This window comes from Trichococcus ilyis (genome assembly GCF_900109135.1).
GTDB lineage: Bacteria > Bacillota > Bacilli > Lactobacillales > Aerococcaceae > Trichococcus > Trichococcus ilyis.
On the sequence record NZ_FNYT01000001.1, the window covers coordinates 1 to 18,949 of the forward strand.

Here is an 18,949-nt window from a genome sequence, read left to right on the forward strand (position 1 = left end):
CCCTGGCCCACGTAATATCTACTCTGGCGGTGCCGTCTGACTTCTTTTGAAATGGAGGTCGGGTCTTTGTCCAGGGAGCGGGCTATGGTGCGGAAGGAGTGGCGTTTTTCAAGTGAGTGTTGAATGGCGTAACGATCTTCAAGGGTTAAATGTTTCTGTGTTGTCATAGGTGAACACTTCCTTCTTTTTGTAAGTGAGGAAGCAAAACATTATCCACCTTGAATTATAGGCTGTTTGCAGGAGTGAATTCCACTCCCAGCTTTGCAGAAGTTAATTCCGTATTTTGAACCAGTCAACTGGAATTTAGTTTTTCAAATAACACAATCATTAATTGCTACGGTTTCGAGGCATTATTTTTGATAAAGTCAGCAATTGATGATACAGTGAAATCAGTCAGAAATCACTAAACTATTCTTTAGGAGGAATTCAACATGGCTTTTACATTACCGGCATTACCTTATGCGTACGACGCTTTGACACCATATATCGATGAGGAAACGATGCACCTGCATCACGAGAAACACCACAATGCCTACATCACGAATGTGAATGCGGCATTGGAAAAACATCCTGAATTGGCTGAAAAAACCATCGAGGAATTATTGGCTGACTTAAACAATGTCCCGGAAGATATCCGTACGGCCGTCCGCAACAATGGCGGTGGACATGCAAACCACAGCTTGTTCTGGACAATTTTGGCACCGAATGCGGGCGGAGAGCCTACTGGAGCTGTCAAAGAGGCAATCGAAGAGGCTTTCGGCAGCTTTGACGCCATGAAGGAAAAATTCACGGCGGCAGCCATCGGTCGCTTCGGTTCGGGTTGGGCCTGGCTGGTCGTTTCGGACGGCAAGCTGGAAATCACTTCCACTGCAAACCAAGACTCTCCGATCAGCGAAGGCAAAACGCCGATTTTGGGCTTGGATGTATGGGAACATGCTTATTACCTGAACTACAAGAACGTTCGTCCCGACTACATCAAAGCGTTCTGGAACCTTGTGAACTGGGATGAAGTCAACAGCCGTTTGGCGGCTGCGAAGTAAGCACCAAAGTTATTGCAATCCACTTAAAGGATTCAGGGCACCCGCTCTGGATCCTTTTTTCTCACTGTAAAAATATTGATTAAACCGGGTTGCGGTGATCCGAGTGCAGTGTCCCTGTGACTCAGCCCGTCTGTCCGTCATTTCCGAGTGCAATCCTTTTACTTTGAAGAGGCTATCGCTTAATATATATCTTGTAAGATGTATATTTGGGATAAGGATAATTGTAAAGGAGTCGATTCGGGTGGAGGAATCAATTTTTGAAAGGCCCCTTGAGGACCAACTTTGTTTAGAAGTGTATCGCGCCGCGAACGGATTTGCCAGAATGTATAATCGCGCTTTAAAAGAATTTCGGTTGACCTTTTCTCAATACTTGGTGCTGTTGGCTCTATGGGACGGCGACGGTATTTTGATCAAACAGATCGGCGAGCGGTTGGGGATGGGGATCGGAACGTTGAATCCGATACTGAACCGGCTCGAAAAACAGGGATGGCTCAGCAAGGAACCTTCTCCGCTGGATAAGCGCGCCATGCTCGTTTCGTTAAACGAAAAAGCGATCACTTCGAAGCAAGCGATCCATTCGGCAATTTTGTCCGAAGTGAATAGCTGTAATCTTGAGGGGATTGAGGGATTATTTTTGATGAAACAGTTGAAAATTCTGAACAACGCGATGAACCAGACGGATATCGCCGAGGGCTGAAGGAGATCCGGCGTCATATCTGAAGGATCATCCCATTTTTCATCAAAGGCAGTATGTGCAGAAATAAAAAATAGAGGGGAAGAAAAATATGTTCTTAGCTTGGAAAGAGATTAAGCATGCAAAAACAAGGTTCTCACTGATCATCGGCGTCATGGTGCTGGTTTCCTATCTTGTTTTTTTTTTGGTTGGGCTGGCCTATGGCTTGGCACAGGATAACCGGACCAGTATCGATAAGTGGGGGGCGGACGGCATCATCCTGACGGACGAATCGAATACGAACATCAACATGTCGATGATGCCGAAAGGAGCCATCGATGCGGTGGAGGCCGACGAAGCGGCTGTTATCGGGATAGCGCCTAATGTCATCAGGAAAAAGGGAACCTCGGGGGATGATGCAAAAATAAACACGACCTTTTTTGGTATCGAACCGGATCAGTTCCTGATGCCGGAAGTTATCGAAGGGGAAGTTTTCCGAAATGATGATGAAGTCATCGCGGACATCAGTCTGAAGGAAGAGGAGGGAATTGCGCTTGGCGATGTTCTGCAGTTGGCGGGATCCGACAAGGAAGTCCGGGTAGTCGGATTCACCGAAGATGCCAAGTTCAGTGTCGCGCCGGTTTTGTATACGACCGTTTCCTCCTACCAGGATGTCCGTTTTGAGCAGATCGACGAATCCGATGAGGGGCGCATCAGCGCGATAGTGGTGAAAGGGGCCGACGGGACGATTGAAGGAGTGGACACCGGAAACGAAGACCTGATTATCTACCCGATAGCGGAATACATCAATGAGATTCCTGGATATACTGCACAAGTACTCACATTCGGTTTGATGATCGGATTTTTGGTCGTCATTGCGGCTGTCGTGATCGGAATTTTCATCTACGTTTTGACGATGCAGAAAACCAGCATGTTCGGCGTCATGAAGGCGCAAGGAATTTCAAGCGGGTACATCGCAAAATCGGTCGTCATCCAAACGTTCCTGTTGGCGGCAATCGGAGTGGGCATCGGATTGCTCTTGACCGCAGCGACAGCCATGGTTTTGCCTCCTGCCGTCCCTTACCGGACAAATTTGTATTTTCTTGTTGGCATTGCTGGTTTATTGGTCGTTATGGCCATGATCGGCGGGGTGTTCTCAGTTAGGGCGGTCGTCAAAATAGACCCATTGAAAGCAATCGGATAGGAGAGATAACGCATGAATTTAATTGAAATGATAGATGTTTCCCGGTCATTCGGTGAAGGCGAACTGAAGATCGACGCTTTGAAGAAAACCAATATAGCCATAGCGGCTGGCGAGTTCGTGGCCATTATCGGACCCAGCGGATCGGGCAAGAGTACTTTCTTGACCATAACAGGCGGCCTGCAGACCCCTTCTTCCGGCAAGGTCCTGATCAACGGCAAACCATTCAGCGAGGTAACCGAAAAAAAACGCGCGAAACTCAGATTCGAAGAGATCGGCTTCATTCTCCAAGCATCCAATTTGGTCCCCTTTCTGTCGGTCCAGGATCAATTGCATTTGGCCAATAAAGTTGAACGGAGCAAAGTGGACAAACAAAAACGCGATGAACTATTGAAGGAATTGGGCATCTTCGAATTGAAGGATAAGTTTCCGAGTGACCTTTCAGGAGGTCAAAGGCAAAGGGTTGCTATAGCAAGAGCTTTGTATCATGACCCTTCCGTCATTCTTGCGGACGAACCGACCGCCAGCCTGGACACGCAGAAGGCGTTTGAAGTGGTTGAAATCCTTGCCCGCGAAACGAAACTGAAGAAAAAGGCGACCATCATGGTGACGCATGATGAGCGTCTGATCGATTATTGCGATAAAGTCTACGTGATGAAGGATGGCATATTGTCCGAAAGGGTCGGCGGCTGAAAACGATAACGGATGACAGAAATGGAGGAAGAAATCATGGACTGCATCAAATTATATTTTCTGACGTTTTTTGTTTTCTTTTTGGTGGATATCGTCTGGTTGGGTGCAATATCCAAAAATCTTTACAGCAAGTATTTGGGGCATTTGATGACGCCGAATGTCAATTGGGCCGCAGCCATCATTTTCTATTTGTTGTTTATCGCGGGCCTGGTGTTTTTTGTCATCCATCCGGCTATCCAGAAGGAAAGCTTGCTGTATGCCATTTTGGCTGGCGGGTTCTTCGGTTTGGTCGCATACGGGACTTATGATTTGACCAATTTGGCTACGCTGAAAGATTGGCCGTTCCTGATCACGGCGATCGACTTGGCCTGGGGAACGTTCCTGAACGCCGCGACAGCCGGAATCACTTATGTTGTCGCCCAAAGGTTTCTCTGATGAACAGCAAAAGACTCAGAAGCAGATGGAGGAAGAACGATGAACATTTCGACATTGGACAGCGAAAGGCTCTACAATTCGTTTGTGTCAGGTGCACAAGAAGTCATACAAAACAAAAACAGCTTGAATGAAATCAATGTATTTCCGGTCGCTGACGGTGATACCGGCAGCAACCTTTCCTCAACCATGCATGCCATCATTTTGGATGCGAAAATTTCCGGAACCGTCAAAGAAACGATGAGCAGTATAGCAGACGCTGCCCTGACCGGGGCTAGGGGAAATTCCGGCATCATCATTGCCCAATACATCAATGGTATTTTTCTCAGTTTGGTGGACGAAGAGGCGATAACCGTCCCTTCATTTGCGGAAACAGTCAAAAATGCGGTGCCGTATGCTTATCAGGCGATTGCCGATCCGGTGGAAGGAACCATCATCACCGTCATCCGTGAATGGGCGGAGGCGGTCTACAGCCATAAGGATTTTTCCGACAACTTTGCTGAATTGTTCTCGAAATCGCTGGTTGCGGCCAACAAATCCCTGGAAGCCACAACTTCGCGTTTGAAAGTGCTTCAGGATTCCAAAGTCGTCGACTCCGGAGCGAAGGGTTTTGTCTATTTTCTGCAAGGATTCGCCAAATTTTTGCGCACCGGAACGGTTGACCAGGCAATCTCCAAAGAACCGGATGAACTCTCTTTCAATGAGGAATTGATCCATGGGCAGAGCGAAATCCGCCACCGCTACTGCACAGAAGCGCTTTTGTCGGGAACGGGCATCGATCTGGCGGCCTTACGGGAAGAATTGGAGCTTTACGGAGACTCTTTGATTGTGGCAGGCAACGACCGCAAAGCCAGAATCCATATTCATGCCAATGCGCCGGAACAGGTGTTTCAGGTTTTGCGGAAAAAAGGCATCATTCTGCAGCAAAAAGCAGATGATATGGTCAGACAGAACGAGTCCGCTTTTGATCGGAAGTTCGACATCGCGCTGATTACGGACTCGATTGCGGACGTACCGCAAGAAATACTCGATCGCTATCAAGTGCACATGATGCCGCTCAACCTCAATTTCGACAACACTTCCTATCTTGATAAGGTGACGATGACACCCGATCTGTTCTATCCCATGCTGGAGGAGGCTGTCGATTACCCGAAAAGTTCGCAGCCGAATCCGGTTGTCGTGGAAAAATACTTGGAAACGGTGCTCTCCCACTACGACAAAATCATCGTGGTGACTGTGGCAAAAGAACAAAGCGGAACCAACAGCGTTTTTCAGAATGCCGCCGCCAAAAAAGAGCACGAAGGGAAACGGATTGCCGTAATCGACTCGAAACGGAATTCCGGTGCTGAAGGCCTGCTCGTCATGAAAGCAGCAGAAATGATCGCAGCAGGAACCCCGTTCGATGCGATCGTGGGAGCAATCGAACGTTTGAGGGACCGGACAAACATCTTTGTCAGCGTCAACAACTTGAAATACATGGTGCGGTCCGGACGGTTGGGGAAAGTTTCGGGATTGGCGGCGATGACGATCAATCTGAAGCCGGTCGTGTCGATCGATGCGGCGGGAAAAGGTTCGATAGCGGAGAAGGCGTTCAGCGAAAAAGGCAATGGCAAGAAATTGTTCCGGCTGCTGGAAAAAGTGAATGCGCAGGAGAAAGTCTCGAGATATGCGATCGTCCATGCCAACAATCCAGGAAAAGCTGAAACCTATCGGGCGCGCTGTACGGCTTTGCTCGGCAAGGAACCTGAATACATCATGAACATTTCTACAATCGTCGGAATGAGTGCCGGAGTCGGAACGGTGGCGGTAGCCTATATGTGCGAGGAGGAATCATAGGATGGATGGTTTTTTGTTGAGTGCGCGTGCGCTTTGGATTTTTTTTACGGTCCTGTTTTTCGTCGCCCAATATCTGAATAATAATTCGATCGTTGACAGTTTCTGGGGCCCGGCCTTCCTGTTGGTCGCGATCGTCACCTTTCTGCAGTCGGGCGTCATCGGTTTGAGGGCGGTTGTGTTGTTGACGATGGTTGCTGTTTGGGCGTTGCGGCTTTTCCTGTACATCACGATCCGCAATTGGAACAAACCGGAAGATTATCGCTACATCAATATGCGAAAGCGATGGGGGACCTCGTTTGTGCGCCTGAAGGCCTACGCAAATGTTTTTCTGTTGCAGGGGTTGCTGGCTTTCGTCGTTTCCTTGCCGATCATCGTTACGAACACTTCGACGAATCAGAAAATGGCGCCGATCCATTTTGCGGGTATCGGCCTTTGGATCATCGGCTTCCTTTTCGAAACGATCGGGGATGCGCAACTCAAACGGTTCAAAGCCGACCCAAACAACAAAGGGAAATTGATGACCGAGGGCTTGTGGCAGTACACCCGGCATCCGAATTACTTTGGGGAGGCCGCGATGTGGTGGGGTATTTTTATCGTTGCTTTCGATGGCTGGGGCAGCCTTTACATGATCGTCAGTCCGATCGTCATGACCTTGCTTTTGCTGTTCGTTTCCGGCGTGCCTTTGCTTGAGAAAAAGTATGCGGATCGCGCAGATTTCGCGGCTTACTCGAAACGGACAAACAAATTTTTTCCGTGGTTTCCGAAATAAATGGCAAAAAAGAGGGCAGCGGCAGGAGTTATTACACTCCCGGCCGCTGCCCTCTTTTCTTTCTGCTGCATTTTTTCAACAACAGCGCGCCAACAATCGAGGAACCGCTAATCGCCAGGCCGGTATGCAGATACGGGGTACGATAAGTCAATGAGACGGTGTGTTTGCCTGGGGTGATCGGTACCGCCAGCAAACCATCCAAGGCAGAGGTTGTCTCCGCATCTTCTCCGTCGATCGTCACGTTCCACCCTTCGCTGTACGGAACCGTCGTCAACAGCACTTCATCCTCGTTCTGAATCGCAACAGATCCAGTGATGTGCGTCTGGCTGAATGAGGAGATCGACAAGCTCTCTGCTTGCCTAGCCGAAATGGCATCCTCAAACAAGCCCTTGTTCAATTCGTAAAGCTTGAGGTCCTGGACGCGAATCGAGTCTTCGAGCAGCTCGATCGTGAAAGTGATGTTCTCGCCTTTTTGATTGCTCGCGACATTGATGACCTGATCGTTGCGGTAGGTCGTATAATAATCCAGTTTCACGTTGTTCAGGTATAGGGTTGCGTTTTCGTCATCGATGCCAGCATCCAGAATCAGATAGTACGGATTATCGCTGGCAGGCGTGAACTGGAACTCAATCCTGGAAATCGCTCCGTCCACAGATCGATAGTAGGTTGTGTTTTGCGCATCAGCAGCAGTGGATGAGACGTTCTGGAAAACGTTGGAATCGAACGGGCGCAAGGAAAAAAAGGGTTCGATGCTTTCCTGATTATTGAAGGCATCCAAAACCTGTTCCTGCATCAGCAACGGTTGATCCTCGATTGTTTGCAACTCCAGCACGCTTGCGGAAACCCCGAAAGCCAAAGGTAAGGCATAAGGATTTTCATAAGTTATGGTCCGGTCCGTTTCTGAATAGGGGCTGTACTGGGTCAGATCCGGCCGGGTCGAGTTGCGGTTCAATCGGTAAACCCCGTCATTGAGGTCATAAAATGATTCCGGCAACTGCTTGTCTTGGATGAAATACTTCACGCCGAACAGCGCATCCGTGAATAAGGTGCCGGTGGAATAGACGATAAAGCCGTTCCCGTCCGGAAATCCGAGCGATCCGAACAAAGCGGGAATCTCTTTTTCGAAAGTGGAGCTGAAATGATTGATGCCGGCATACGCGGCCTGAAAACTGTCGTTTTTGGAGCGTTGGAATGTTTTTTCGATCCGATAGAATTCATTTTCGGCCGGCCGGATATCAGCCAGCATCATATTCAGATTCGTTTGGTAATCCACGAATTCATCCTGTTTGACGTAGCCCAACCGGAACAGATCGATGGCTGCGTTTGCCGTCATCTCTGCGGTAACCACAAAAAGGAGCGCATAGGCAAGCCATTTTCTGGGCTGATCCCTCAACATCAGCAAAACCAACACGATGACAGCGAGGACAGCGGTGATCAGTACCTGAACCGGCTCCAAAAAATCAAAATCCTTCCTTAGGACATATATGGCACTGACCGCGTTTGCAACCAGCAGACAGCAAGCCAATGTCAGCGGGAAAGTGCGATACGCGCGCAAGGCCCTAAAACCGTTCAACAGGAAAAAGAAGCAGACCGTGAAAGAGAAACGGTAAGGGTACCAGATCGGGTATTGTCCGGCGTGCCAGATTTTGTTCAGAAACTGGACGTTCATCGCCAAGAAGAACAGGACGGTCAGCGCCAACGTGGTGAGCCTCTCCTTCCTCGCGAAGGCAGGATGGAAGAAGTAATAGATATAGGCTGTCAGCGCGACTGTGCCGATAAAAAGATTAGGATGACCGCTTGGCATCTGATCGAAATTGAAGGCGCCGATATAAAACTTTGAAACGACTTCGGCAGGATCGTAAGCGAAGCTCCAGTCGATGAGGCTGTTGGCGTAACTGGCTTTGCTGCCCAGCAGAGAGTAAAAAGTCGGGACCAGCAAGACAGAACTGAATCCGGCCCCCAGGATGGAGTAGCCGACGAAACGGGCCGTTTGCGCCCACAAGCGTTTCAGTTGCGCCTTCCGGCCCTGGCTCCCGGAATTTTGTTGGCGGGAAATTGCGAAAACAAAATAGAAGATCAGGAACAGACAAATCATGAATCCGATGTAATAGTTGGAGAGCAACATCACTCCAAGGAACAGGCTGTAGAACAAGCCGTTCTCGCCCGACAGCAGCTTTTCCAGGCCGAGGACGATCAAGGGCAGGAAAACGAGGCCGTCGAGCCACATGACATTCAGCTGATTTACGATGACATAACCCATCAAAGCATAACTCAGCGCGAAGGATGGGACCAACAAACCTTTGCCTTCAAAGCGGGAAATCAGCAGATAGGCAAAAGTCAGACCTGATGCGGAAATTTTCAGCAGAATCAGGATCGTCACCGCCATAGACAACTGTGACTGCGGAAAGAACAGTAAGATGAGGTTGAACGGACTCATCAGGTAATAAGCCCACAACCCCAACATTTCACCCCCGAATGATTTCGTGAAAGAAAAGAAGATCGCAGAAGGATCGGACAATAGGGTTGTGCGGTAATAACTGAAAAAATCCACATATTGCTGACCGAGATCCACGGTCAGCAGCGTGCTGTTGCCGAAGGGATAAACCCCCATCGTGGCATATATGACGGCCATGACAAACAAAGGCAACAGGAACGAAAGCAAAAGCATATTTTTATGCGGGGACAGATGAGCGAAACGCTGCAACATGCTGCACATTCCTCCTTTAAAAGCTAAACATAGATGGCGCGGCTTCGTGATCGGCGGACTGCGAAGCCGTACCCGTGCTGGTTGAAGCAAAACGAAACGGCTCCAGCGCTTCTGCTATTTTAGCATATCCCGCTGTTTTTATGAAGAAAGCGAATGTTTCCAGGAACGATCTGCGGCAATACATCTTAAGATTTTTTTGCTTCGTTTGTATTGCCTGCTTTTTTTGCTATAATAGGTTGTTGAACTATGCTTTTAGGAAGGTGAAAAATTGGAAGATAATACCCAAAGCAAAAGAAAGAGAAAATCGCATATCCCGTTTCGTTTGAATCTGCTTTTTTTCATCGTCTTTTCGCTGTTTTCCGCAGTGATATTCCGACTAGGCTACCTGCAGATCGTTCGCGGAGATGAATTCGAAGCCATCGTGAAACGCACGGAAACGACGGTTGTGACGGAATCGGTGCCCCGCGGCTTGATATATGACAGAGACGGCAGCGTCCTTGTGGGCAACGAGCCACAGCATTCCATAACCTACACCAGGGGAGCCAACACCACGGCTGAGGAAATGGCGAAAGTGGCCGCGGCCTTATCAGCTTTGATCAGCGTGAACATTGAGGAACTGACTGAGCGCGACTTGAAGGATTATTGGATGGCTGTGAACAACGAGGTTATGCTGAAGCGCCTCACGGATGACGAAAAACTGTTGCCGGGTTCCGAGCTTTATGATGTGGAACTCGATAAAATAACGGCGGAAGACATCGCCTACACCGATGACGAGAAAGAGATCGCTGCCATATTCAAGCGGATGAACAGCGCTTACGCTTTGTCCACCACAAGCATCAAAAATAAGGACGTATCGGATGAGGAGCTCGCGAGAGTCAGCGAAAACTTGGCCGGATTGTCCGGTGTCGATGTCGCGACAGATTGGGTCAGGATCTACCCCGAATCTGACCTTCTGAAAAGTATTTTAGGTGGAGTGACCAGCGAAAAAATCGGGTTGCCGAGCGATCAAGTATCCACCTATTTGGCTAAAGGCTATGCGCGGAATGACCGCGTCGGAAACTCCTACTTGGAGCAGGAATACGAATCGGTTCTTTCAGGCACAAAATCGCAATGGGAAACCATTACGGATCAATCGGGAGCAGTAGTGACGCGGGAGGAATCCTACGAAGGCAAAGCCGGCGATAACCTTGTCCTGACCATCGACATCGATTTTCAGAAGGAAATCGAACAGATTGCGACCGATTTTCTGAACAGCAATGTGGACTCCTACAATGACCGCGTCTACATCGTCGCATCCGATCCGAACACGGGAGAGATTCTGGGCATGACCGGAAAGCAACGCTCGACCTCCAATGAGATTGTGGATGATGCATTGGGCGTCATCAATTCCAGTTACGGGATGGGTTCCGCCGTCAAAGGCGCGATGGTGCTGACCGGATACATGAGTGGCGTCATCAGCATGGACAACAATGTTCTGGTGGATGAACCCTTGCAATTCCAAGGATCCAATCTGAAGAAATCGGTATTCAATCCAAACGTCGGCAGTCAAGTGGCCATCAATGACATTGAAGCGTTGGCCCGCTCCTCCAACGTTTACATGATCAAATTGGCCATGCTGATGGGGGGGCAATCAACTTATGAAGCGGGAGGCACCCTGAATATTTCGGCTGATCTGATCGACGAACTGCGGAGCTACTTTGCCCAGTTCGGCTTGGGCGTGAAAACAGGCATAGATTTGCCGAATGAAGGCAGCGGTTTGGCAGGATCGACGGGAGGGGCTGTAAACGTAGTCGACCAATCGTTCGGACAGTATGATCTGTATACGACTTTGCAATTGTCGCAATACATCAATACCATCGCCAACGGTGGAACGCGTTACGCCCCGAAACTGGTATCGGAAATCCGCAGCACGGATGCGAGCGGATCGCTAGGCGCCTTGGAAACAACGCTCGAAACGAAAGTGATGAATCAAGTCGCTGTCGACGCCGAAGCGATGGACCGTGTCCAGCAAGGGTTTTACCAAGTCACCCACAGCGCGAACGGAACTGCCTATTCGACTTTCGGCAAAGATACGAACAACGTTGCCGCTAAGACCGGTACGGCAGAGGCTTTCTATGACGGGAACAACGAGAATCTGAAGGGAGAAAGTGTCTTCAACTCGACCTTTGTCGGTTATGCGCCGTTCGATGACCCGGAAATCACCGTAACCGTTGTGGTTCCGTATCTCCGGTCAGAGACAGGCCGGGCCACACCGATCGCCAAGAAAGTATTTGATGCCTATTTCAATACAGGGGATTATGCAAAAACTGCCGAGTGATCGGTCGGCTCAGAGGCGACAAGGGGATGACGATTCCCAAAGAAACAGACAGAAAGAAGGCGCCGAAGCAAGGATTGCATGATCCTTGCTTCGGCGCCTTCTTTTTTGTTGCGGCCGGGGTTTATTCCAAGGTGATGACATCAGCGATGACTTCATAACCCATGTCCGGCGACAGCTGATATTCCCCGACGTTGATCTTGGTGACGAGATTCCGGTCATTCAGATATTGTTCAAAAACAGCCCGATCCGTAATTAGCCCCGCACTGACCAGATTATCGATGACGACCGACATCGGTTGCCCGGAAGTGATGACGAAGGTGACGGGTGCATTTGCGGCGGGGGGCGCAGTGCTTTCGGCCGGGACACTGGACGATACGGTTGATTCTGCAGCGACAGAGCTGCTTGCTGCAGCTTCATCCAATTGTTTCTGCAATTCCAGTTCCGCCAAAGTACTTTCATATTTCTCGCGATAATCCGTTGAATCGGCATTTGCTTCTCCGTTCAAGGTGCTGCCGGGGAGTGCTTCCGGATAGAAGAGCTGGAAGCCGGCCAGCAGTACGGCAGACAACAAAAAGCCGATGGATACAAAACGAAGCTTTTGTTTATTCACTTTATTTTCTCCTCTATACGATTGATTGCTCTATGTAGTTATCGACAACAAGTTGCACGGTGGTGATAGGGACGGACAGTTGCTCTGCAATTTCATCGAATGTTCGGCCGCTTGTATACAAAGTGATGATGTGCTGCTTAGTCAAATTGTGTACTTTTTTGACGGACTGGGAATCTTCGGAAACGGGCACTTCTTTTCCCAATTCCTCTTCTACAGCGACGAGCCGTCGCTTCAATTCGTGGATTTCCTCCGTTAATTGCAGTGTGTATTCACTCATTTCATCAGCAAATTTGCGATCATTATCTTTGACGAAAAATGATGCAAACAGCAATATGATTGCGATTGTCAGCAAGACAATCACGATGGTCCATTGTTCCATCTTTGTCACCTCAATTCTTCTTTTTGACGCCTGATAACATTCTAATGAAATTCGCTTGGTTCTGCAACCTTATCCGGGATTTTCTTAGGAGAATGCCTAAAAAAAGTGAGTTTGCGCATAACTTGTTCAAAAAAAAGTGGAATTTTATTTTTATAAGTGATACAATGAAAAACGCAGAAGATGATTCGATCTTCAATTTTTTTATGTTTGGAGGGAAGAATATGCGGTTAAATATTACATTGGAATGTACGGAGTGTAAAGAACGTAATTACTTGACAAAGAAAAACAAACGTAACAATCCGGACCGTCTTGAAGTGAAAAAATATTGTCCACGTGAAAGACGCGTGACTTTGCATCGTGAAACAAAATAATTAAAATGACAACAGGGAAGCCTGTTGTTTTTTTATTTTCCGAAATACAGTTTTTTTGTACAGTATCCTATAGAAGGAACGGTTTGCAAAAGCCAGCTTATTGGAGGGGATTCCGAGTGAAAGAACAAATCAGAAAAGAAATGTTGGGCAAACTGAGGCAAGTCCCTGCTGAGGAAAGGATCCGGATGGAGCAACAACTGACGGCTGCGGTCTGTGCCAGTGACGAATGGAAAGCAGCGAAAACGATCGGTGTGACTTGGTCAAATTTTCCGGAAATCGCAACAGCGGGAATCATCCGGAAGGGACTCGAAGAAGGCAAACGCATGGTCATTCCCTATTCCGGGAAAAACCGGGTGATGACTTTTCATGAATACTTGCCGGATACTCCCATGGCGAGGAGCAAATTCGGGATCATGGAGCCTGTCGATAAGAGCAAACCGGTCCCGTCCGAAGCGATCGATCTGCTGCTGGTTCCGGGATTGGCGTTTTCGGAAATAGGTTACCGCATCGGCTTCGGCGGCGGCTACTATGATCGCTATCTGGCCTCTTACAAAGGGCGTACGCTTTCCGTGCTGTTCCCATTCCAATTATTCGAGGATCCACAATGGGAAATCGAAGCTTTTGATGTGCCGGTCCAAAAGTTGTTGACGGCAACGTTCTAGTATAAAATGGAATAATATATGAAAGGGAGTGTCATGATGAGGTCATACAATACCAAAAGATCCTATCTGCCGACGGAATTCTCTGCAACCCATCTGTTCTTGGCCATTCAGATCGTCATATTCCTGCTGATGACCTTGAACGGCGGGAGTACAAATGTTTTCACGCTGATTCTCTTCGGAGCGAAATTCAACCCGGCCATCGCGCAAGGGGAGTGGTGGCGTTTGTTTACGCCGATGTTCATCCATATCGGCTTCACGCATATTCTGGTGAACAGCATCACCCTGTATTACTTGGGCACTCAGATGGAAAACATCTACGGCTCCATGCGGTTTGCGCTTATCTATATTTTGAGCGGTCTGATGGGAAATTTGATGAGTTTTGCTTTTAACGATTCGATTTCTGCCGGTGCCAGCACTTCGCTTTTCGGGTTGTTTGCTGCAGCCATCGTTCTGGGCCGCCAGTTTCCGCACAATTATGGGATCCAGCAGATGGCCCGGAATTTCACGATGCTGATCGTCCTGAATTTCTTTTTCGGCTTTTTTTCGGTTTCCGTCGATAACTTCGGGCACCTGGGAGGGGCTTTGGGAGGAGCGTTGGCTGCTGTCTTTGTGTCGATGCCGCGCATAGCGAAAAGCAAAAAAGGGCAGCGACTCCTTTTTCTGGCGCTTTATATTGTGAGCGCTATATTCTTTGCTTATTCGGGTTTAAAGCGGACTGGTTTTGCGTTATACTAGATACAAATTGAACTAATGGAGGAAATGACGTGTATAAAAAATTTATCGGTATCGATCTAGGCGGCACTTCAGTGAAATTAGCTATCTTGACAGCAGAAGGCGACATCCAGCAGAAATGGAGCATCCCAACGAACATAAACGATGAAGGCTGCCATATTGTTCCGGACATCATCGCTTCGATCAAACATCATCTGGATCTCTATCAGATGTCTTCCGGGGACTTTCAAGGAATCGGAATGGGATCGCCTGGTGCGGTGAATCGCGAAGAAGGCACGGTGGAAGGCGCCTTCAACCTGAATTGGAAAACGGCCCAACCTGTGAGGGAAGCGATCGAACGGGAAATCGGCGTCCCTATTTATATCGACAATGATGCAAACGTTGCCGCGCTCGGGGAAAAATGGCGAGGTGCCGGAGCGGATGACCGCGATGTCGTATTTGTGACACTCGGCACAGGTGTCGGAGGAGGGATTATCGCGGAAGGCAACTTGATTCATGGGACTGCCGGTTCCGGCGGCGAAATCGGACATATGACCGTTGATCCAGGCGGGTTTGAGTGCACGTGCGGCAAAAAAGGCTGCTTGGAGACTGTCGCAAGCGCGACGGGCGTCGTCAAATTGGCCCGCAAACATGCCGAAGAATACGCCGGCAATTCCCAACTCAAATTCATCATCGATGATGGCCAAGAAATCACATCCAAAATGATTTTTGATTTAGCGAAACAGGATGATGAGTTGGCAGTGCTTGTGGTAGACAAGTTTGCCTATTATTTGGGTCTGGCCTGCAGCCATATCGGCAATCTCTTGAATCCGGCCTATATTGTCATCGGCGGCGGCGTTTCCGCTGCCGGAGAGTACCTCTTGGATCAAGTAAGGACTTACTTCGCCGATTTTTCATTCCCGAACGTCAAGAAGACAACGCACATCAAGTTGGCTGCACTTGGCAATGACGCGGGGATAGTGGGAGCCGCTTACTTGGCGCTGACTGAAACCGGAAAATAATTCCCTTCAGGCAATTCTGCCTGAGTATCTTTTTATGGAATGAGCTGCGACAGGACGGAGGCTGACTATGCGCAAAAGAGGCGTTTCATTCTTCATTTTCTCACTGATGAGTGTTTTGCTGCTGATGGCCTGTGCGCAACGACTGACCTATCCGACCCAACCGCAAAGCAGCGAGCCGAAGACAACCGCCGGCACAACCATTGTGCCGCTTTCCAAGGGAAAATTCCTGTACGCTGTGGATTGGTTGGATGAGGGGACGCTGTTGGTCGCGTTGAAGTCGGACGGGGTGTACGGCCTATACAGCCATAATCTGCAAACGGGTGAAGAGCAGCCGATCCGGATTTTTTCGGAGCGGCTGGTTTTTGCTGCGCTCTCGCCGGATGGACGCAGAATCATCGTACAGACTGCAAGCCCGCAAGGAAACAAGGTAATGGTCATCGATCGATTGGGGAACCCGCTATCCGAGGGCATGCTTCCGGACAGCGAGGTGAAGGCAGTTTCCTGGAATCGGACAAACGAAGGGCTGCTGTTCCTTTCTGTCCAAAAAACCAGCGGGGATAAGGTCAGTTACCTTTGGGATTTGGTGAATGCGGAATGGAAGGAAATGGTAGGCGCGGAAACGCTGCCGTGTTGGTATTCGGAAAACATGTACCTTCACCAGCAAACCGGAACCGATGGCATTGACTCATTGCTCTTGAGCGATATTCGTTTTCCCGGCAAAGATACCGTGGTAGAGGAGGAGATCCTCGCTTTCAGCATCAAAGGCGAAACCGTTTTGGTGGTGACTCCTTCTGACTTCGACGAGAATGAATTATTCATCATTTCTTACTACCCGCTGCTGATCTCCGAAGGCTTTATCGTCGTATCGCGCACGGAAGAAGGAAACGGCAGCAGCATTCCTGAATTTGCGCGAGCGAAGGACTCGAATGAAACGTTTGCCGTCATTCCGGGATACGCCGACAACCTGGCTGCGGGAGTCGTCTATGAACTAGTAAGGGTCGATTTTTCCGGCAACGCGTCTGAAGTATTGGCTGAAGTGGATCGGTTGGCCCCTATTGCTGCTTCGCCGGATGGAGCCTACGTTCTCTACGGAGAGCGATACGAACAGCTTTACGATTCGGAACAGGATGCCTGGGTGCGCTTGGCGGAATAGAAAAAAGATCCCAAAACTGTAGCAATGCAGTTGCTGTAAGTGTAAAATATGAGAGCAAGAGTATGGAAAGGATGGATTTATTTGAATTTGACAGGACTAGATATTTTTAATATCGCATTATGGATATTCATCATCGGATATGCCATTTATCAGGCTTATTTTTATTTCCAGCGAAAGAATGCAGCGACCACGCTGACTGCAGAGGAATTCAGAAAAGATCTGCGCAAGGCGCAATTGATCGATGTCCGCGAAAAAACGGAGTTCGATGCGGGCCACATATTGGGGGCAAGAAATATCGCTTATTCGGCTTTCAAGCAACGCTATCCAGAAATCCGCAAAGATCAGCCGATTTATTTGTATGATCAAAATTCTTTGTTGAGCGGACGTTGCGCAGCTATCCTGAAAAAGAACGGCTACAAAGATATTTTTATCCTCAAAGGCGGCTATGCCGGCTGGGACGGCAAAGTCAAGAAGAATATCTGAGCCTTGCAAAAAAAGGTTCCCGGAATCAGTTTATGGATTCCGGGAACCTTTTTGAATTTTGCTTGTTACATATTAATGAACAAAGAGTACAGGACAGAGACGATCGATCCGCCGACCATGGCCAGAAGCATGATCCAAATGATGAATTTGCTGAATTTAGTGAATTTTGAAGAGGTAGCGCCAGTTTTCTTTGCCAACATTATTCCCACCTTTTGTTTTTTACATGGCATAGTTTACAACAACAAAATACAAATGTAAATGTTGATGAATCAGCGGAAAGAAAAGAAAGTCAATATTTTTAATTGTTTGCTTTCCATTTTGGCGAATTTTTGTTAGGATTAAGATTATAAAATGATGTGTTAATCATGAAGGGAGTATTTATTTATGTCAAAACAACAAATTGGCGTTGTCGGGATGGCCGTAATGGGCAAAAATTTAGCGTTGAACATTGAGAGCAGAGGTTATTCTGTATCCGTCTTCAACCGTTCCGGCTCGAAGACAGAGCAAGTGATCGCCGAAAATCCGGACAAAAAATTGGTGCCGACTTATACAATCGAGGAGTTTGTTGATTCTTTGGAAAAACCTAGAAGAATCATGATGATGGTCAAAGCCGGTGAAGCGACCGACAAGACGATCCAATCCTTGTTGCCTCATTTGGATGAAGGCGATATCCTGATCGACGGCGGGAATACTTTCTACAAAGACACCATCCGCCGCAGCAAAGAGTTGGAAAACTCAGGCATCAACTTCATCGGGACTGGTGTTTCCGGTGGGGAAGAAGGCGCCTTGAAAGGACCTTCCATCATGCCGGGCGGCCAGAAGGAAGCCTATGAGTTGGTCGCGCCGATTTTGGAACAGATTTCTGCCAAAGCTCCGGATGGCGAACCATGCGTAGCCTACATCGGCAAGGATGGCGCCGGTCATTACGTCAAGATGGTCCACAACGGGATCGAATACGGCGACATGCAATTGATTGCGGAAGCCTACGATATCATGCACAAATATCTTGGCATGTCAGTGGAAGAGATCGCTGCGGTCTTCATCGAATGGAACAAAGGCGAGTTGGACAGCTTCCTGATTGACATCACTGCCGACATCCTGACCAAATACGATCCTGAAACAGGCAAACCGATGGTAGAGATCATCCTTGACCGCGCCGGCAATAAAGGGACCGGGAAATGGACTTCCCAAAGCGCCTTGGACTTGGGCGTTCCGTTGCCGCTGATCACGGAATCCGTTTTCGCGCGTTACATTTCCGCTTTGAAGACTGAGCGTGTCGCAGCCAGCGAAATTCTGCCTGCACCTGCAGCGAAAGACATCAGCGGTTTGGATAAAAAAGCCTTCGTCGAAAGCATCCGCAAAGCGCTTTACTTCAGCAAAATCATGAGCTATGCCCAAGGGTTTGCCCAAATGCGTGTCGCCAGCGAAGAAAATGATTGGGATCTGAATTACGGCGAAATCGCCAAAATTTGGCGCGCCGGCTGCATCATCCGTGCGCAATTCCTGCAAAACATCACAGATGCTTATGAAAAGAATCCAGGCTTGCAGAACTTGCTGTTGGATGACTACTTCGTGAACATCACGAATGACTATCAAGGAGCTGTACGTGAAGTGGTTGCCACAGCCGTTGTTGCGGGTGTGCCTGTACCTACATTCTCTTCAGCTGTCGCTTATTTCGACTCTTATCGCTCAGCGGTCTTGCCTGCGAACATCATTCAAGCGCAGCGTGACTATTTCGGAGCGCATACATATGAACGCACCGACAAAGCCGGTTCTTATCACTTCGAGTGGGACAAAGAAGTGGAAGTTCCGCAGGACTAAAGGGATACAGCGCCGTTCCGGCCTAAACTTACGTCATCCGAAGCTCTGCTTCGGATGATATTTTACTAT

General features: G+C 48.7%; 20 protein-coding genes. 15 read left to right on the forward strand and 5 right to left on the reverse strand.

Annotated elements, in window-relative coordinates; translation table 11 throughout:
• A partial coding sequence (locus BMX58_RS00005; protein ID WP_131814011.1) for a helix-turn-helix domain-containing protein occupies positions 1–167 on the reverse strand: 167 nt, incomplete at its 3' end.
• 264 nt (positions 168–431) lie between these two features.
• Here BMX58_RS00005 and BMX58_RS00010 point away from each other — a divergent pair.
• The 7 genes from BMX58_RS00010 (at position 432) to BMX58_RS00040 (ending at position 6,644) form a co-directional block, all read left to right on the forward strand.
• Positions 432–1,040 carry a superoxide dismutase gene (locus BMX58_RS00010; protein WP_068620759.1) on the forward strand — a complete coding sequence of 203 codons (609 nt, stop codon included), beginning with the start codon at positions 432–434 and terminating at the stop codon, positions 1,038–1,040.
• A 322-nt stretch (positions 1,041–1,362) separates the two neighbouring features.
• Complete coding sequence (locus tag BMX58_RS00015) at positions 1,363–1,737, forward strand: MarR family winged helix-turn-helix transcriptional regulator (protein WP_420855193.1); 375 nt, start codon at positions 1,363–1,365, stop codon at positions 1,735–1,737.
• 88 nt (positions 1,738–1,825) lie between these two features.
• The gene (locus tag BMX58_RS00020) at positions 1,826–2,917 is read left to right on the forward strand and encodes an ABC transporter permease (protein WP_068620755.1); all 1,092 of its coding nucleotides are present in this window, start codon (positions 1,826–1,828) and stop codon (positions 2,915–2,917) included.
• A 12-nt stretch (positions 2,918–2,929) separates the two neighbouring features.
• Complete coding sequence (locus BMX58_RS00025) at positions 2,930–3,607, forward strand: ABC transporter ATP-binding protein (protein WP_068620753.1); 678 nt, start codon at positions 2,930–2,932, stop codon at positions 3,605–3,607.
• Between the two features lie 12 nt (positions 3,608–3,619).
• Positions 3,620–4,042: a DUF2177 family protein gene (locus BMX58_RS00030; RefSeq protein ID WP_239420495.1), complete on the forward strand. Its 423-nt coding sequence runs from the start codon at positions 3,620–3,622 to the stop codon at positions 4,040–4,042.
• Between the two features lie 39 nt (positions 4,043–4,081).
• Positions 4,082–5,875 (forward strand): DAK2 domain-containing protein, encoded by a 1,794-nt coding sequence (locus BMX58_RS00035; RefSeq protein ID WP_068620751.1) that lies wholly within the window; start codon positions 4,082–4,084, stop codon positions 5,873–5,875.
• 1 nt (position 5,876) lies between these two features.
• Positions 5,877–6,644 carry a DUF1295 domain-containing protein gene (locus BMX58_RS00040; protein ID WP_068620749.1) on the forward strand — a complete coding sequence of 256 codons (768 nt, stop codon included), beginning with the start codon at positions 5,877–5,879 and terminating at the stop codon, positions 6,642–6,644.
• Positions 6,645–6,675: 31 nt separating this feature from the next.
• On the opposite strand, the gene BMX58_RS00045 is transcribed toward BMX58_RS00040, so the two are convergent.
• On the reverse strand, positions 6,676–9,351 hold the full coding sequence (locus tag BMX58_RS00045) for a YfhO family protein (RefSeq protein ID WP_084253735.1): 2,676 nt from the start codon (positions 9,349–9,351) through the stop codon (positions 6,676–6,678).
• A gap of 268 nt (positions 9,352–9,619) precedes the next feature.
• Here BMX58_RS00045 and BMX58_RS00050 point away from each other — a divergent pair, with 268 nt between their 5' ends.
• On the forward strand, positions 9,620–11,668 hold the full coding sequence (locus BMX58_RS00050) for a peptidoglycan D,D-transpeptidase FtsI family protein (RefSeq protein WP_068620747.1): 2,049 nt from the start codon (positions 9,620–9,622) through the stop codon (positions 11,666–11,668).
• Between the two features lie 121 nt (positions 11,669–11,789).
• Here BMX58_RS00050 and BMX58_RS00055 read toward each other — a convergent pair whose 3' ends face one another.
• Positions 11,790–12,278 (reverse strand): MltG/YceG/YrrL family protein, encoded by a 489-nt coding sequence (locus BMX58_RS00055; RefSeq protein ID WP_068620745.1) that lies wholly within the window; start codon positions 12,276–12,278, stop codon positions 11,790–11,792.
• Positions 12,279–12,291: 13 nt separating this feature from the next.
• Positions 12,292–12,657, reverse strand: coding sequence for a DUF6115 domain-containing protein (locus BMX58_RS00060; RefSeq protein WP_068620743.1), 366 nt, complete (start codon positions 12,655–12,657; stop codon positions 12,292–12,294).
• Positions 12,658–12,878: 221 nt separating this feature from the next.
• Here BMX58_RS00060 and rpmG point away from each other — a divergent pair, with 221 nt between their 5' ends.
• The 6 genes from rpmG (at position 12,879) to BMX58_RS00090 (ending at position 17,059) form a co-directional block, all read left to right on the forward strand.
• Positions 12,879–13,028, forward strand: coding sequence for a 50S ribosomal protein L33 (rpmG, locus tag BMX58_RS00065; RefSeq protein ID WP_068620794.1), 150 nt, complete (start codon positions 12,879–12,881; stop codon positions 13,026–13,028).
• 116 nt (positions 13,029–13,144) lie between these two features.
• Positions 13,145–13,690, forward strand: coding sequence for a 5-formyltetrahydrofolate cyclo-ligase (locus BMX58_RS00070; protein WP_162268595.1), 546 nt, complete (start codon positions 13,145–13,147; stop codon positions 13,688–13,690).
• A gap of 36 nt (positions 13,691–13,726) precedes the next feature.
• The gene (locus tag BMX58_RS00075; RefSeq protein WP_068620741.1) at positions 13,727–14,425 is read left to right on the forward strand and encodes a rhomboid family intramembrane serine protease; all 699 of its coding nucleotides are present in this window, start codon (positions 13,727–13,729) and stop codon (positions 14,423–14,425) included.
• A gap of 29 nt (positions 14,426–14,454) precedes the next feature.
• Positions 14,455–15,423, forward strand: coding sequence for an ROK family glucokinase (locus BMX58_RS00080; RefSeq protein ID WP_068620740.1), 969 nt, complete (start codon positions 14,455–14,457; stop codon positions 15,421–15,423).
• A gap of 67 nt (positions 15,424–15,490) precedes the next feature.
• Complete coding sequence (locus tag BMX58_RS00085) at positions 15,491–16,576, forward strand: YqgU-like beta propeller domain-containing protein (protein WP_068620738.1); 1,086 nt, start codon at positions 15,491–15,493, stop codon at positions 16,574–16,576.
• Between the two features lie 48 nt (positions 16,577–16,624).
• Positions 16,625–17,059 (forward strand): rhodanese-like domain-containing protein, encoded by a 435-nt coding sequence (locus BMX58_RS00090; protein WP_068620736.1) that lies wholly within the window; start codon positions 16,625–16,627, stop codon positions 17,057–17,059.
• A 65-nt stretch (positions 17,060–17,124) separates the two neighbouring features.
• On the opposite strand, the gene BMX58_RS00095 is transcribed toward BMX58_RS00090, so the two are convergent.
• Positions 17,125–17,259, reverse strand: coding sequence for a DUF4044 domain-containing protein (locus tag BMX58_RS00095; protein WP_113649400.1), 135 nt, complete (start codon positions 17,257–17,259; stop codon positions 17,125–17,127).
• Between the two features lie 184 nt (positions 17,260–17,443).
• On the opposite strand from BMX58_RS00095, the gene gndA reads away from it, so the two are divergent.
• Positions 17,444–18,880 carry an NADP-dependent phosphogluconate dehydrogenase gene (gndA, locus tag BMX58_RS00100; protein WP_068620734.1) on the forward strand — a complete coding sequence of 479 codons (1,437 nt, stop codon included), beginning with the start codon at positions 17,444–17,446 and terminating at the stop codon, positions 18,878–18,880.
• The last annotated feature ends 69 nt before the right edge of the window (positions 18,881–18,949 follow it).

Bases quoted from the DNA above. Each gene is read 5' to 3' on its own strand.
- BMX58_RS00085 (WP_068620738.1), top strand. From the start codon at position 15,491: ATGCGCAAAAGAGGCGTTTCATTCTTCATTTTCTCACTGATGAGTGTT.
- BMX58_RS00025 (WP_068620753.1), top strand. From the start codon at position 2,930: ATGAATTTAATTGAAATGATAGATGTTTCCCGGTCATTCGGTGAAGGC.
- BMX58_RS00060 (WP_068620743.1), bottom strand. From the start codon at position 12,657: ATGGAACAATGGACCATCGTGATTGTCTTGCTGACAATCGCAATCATA.
- BMX58_RS00030 (WP_239420495.1), top strand. From the start codon at position 3,620: ATGACAGAAATGGAGGAAGAAATCATGGACTGCATCAAATTATATTTT.
- BMX58_RS00040 (WP_068620749.1), top strand. From the start codon at position 5,877: ATGGATGGTTTTTTGTTGAGTGCGCGTGCGCTTTGGATTTTTTTTACG.
- BMX58_RS00015 (WP_420855193.1), top strand. From the start codon at position 1,363: ATGTATAATCGCGCTTTAAAAGAATTTCGGTTGACCTTTTCTCAATAC.
- BMX58_RS00090 (WP_068620736.1), top strand. From the start codon at position 16,625: ATGAGAGCAAGAGTATGGAAAGGATGGATTTATTTGAATTTGACAGGA.
- BMX58_RS00095 (WP_113649400.1), bottom strand. From the start codon at position 17,259: ATGTTGGCAAAGAAAACTGGCGCTACCTCTTCAAAATTCACTAAATTC.
- BMX58_RS00020 (WP_068620755.1), top strand. From the start codon at position 1,826: ATGTTCTTAGCTTGGAAAGAGATTAAGCATGCAAAAACAAGGTTCTCA.
- BMX58_RS00045 (WP_084253735.1), bottom strand. From the start codon at position 9,351: ATGTTGCAGCGTTTCGCTCATCTGTCCCCGCATAAAAATATGCTTTTG.
- BMX58_RS00035 (WP_068620751.1), top strand. From the start codon at position 4,082: ATGAACATTTCGACATTGGACAGCGAAAGGCTCTACAATTCGTTTGTG.
- gndA (WP_068620734.1), top strand. From the start codon at position 17,444: ATGTCAAAACAACAAATTGGCGTTGTCGGGATGGCCGTAATGGGCAAA.
- rpmG (WP_068620794.1), top strand. From the start codon at position 12,879: ATGCGGTTAAATATTACATTGGAATGTACGGAGTGTAAAGAACGTAAT.
- BMX58_RS00075 (WP_068620741.1), top strand. From the start codon at position 13,727: ATGAGGTCATACAATACCAAAAGATCCTATCTGCCGACGGAATTCTCT.
- BMX58_RS00010 (WP_068620759.1), top strand. From the start codon at position 432: ATGGCTTTTACATTACCGGCATTACCTTATGCGTACGACGCTTTGACA.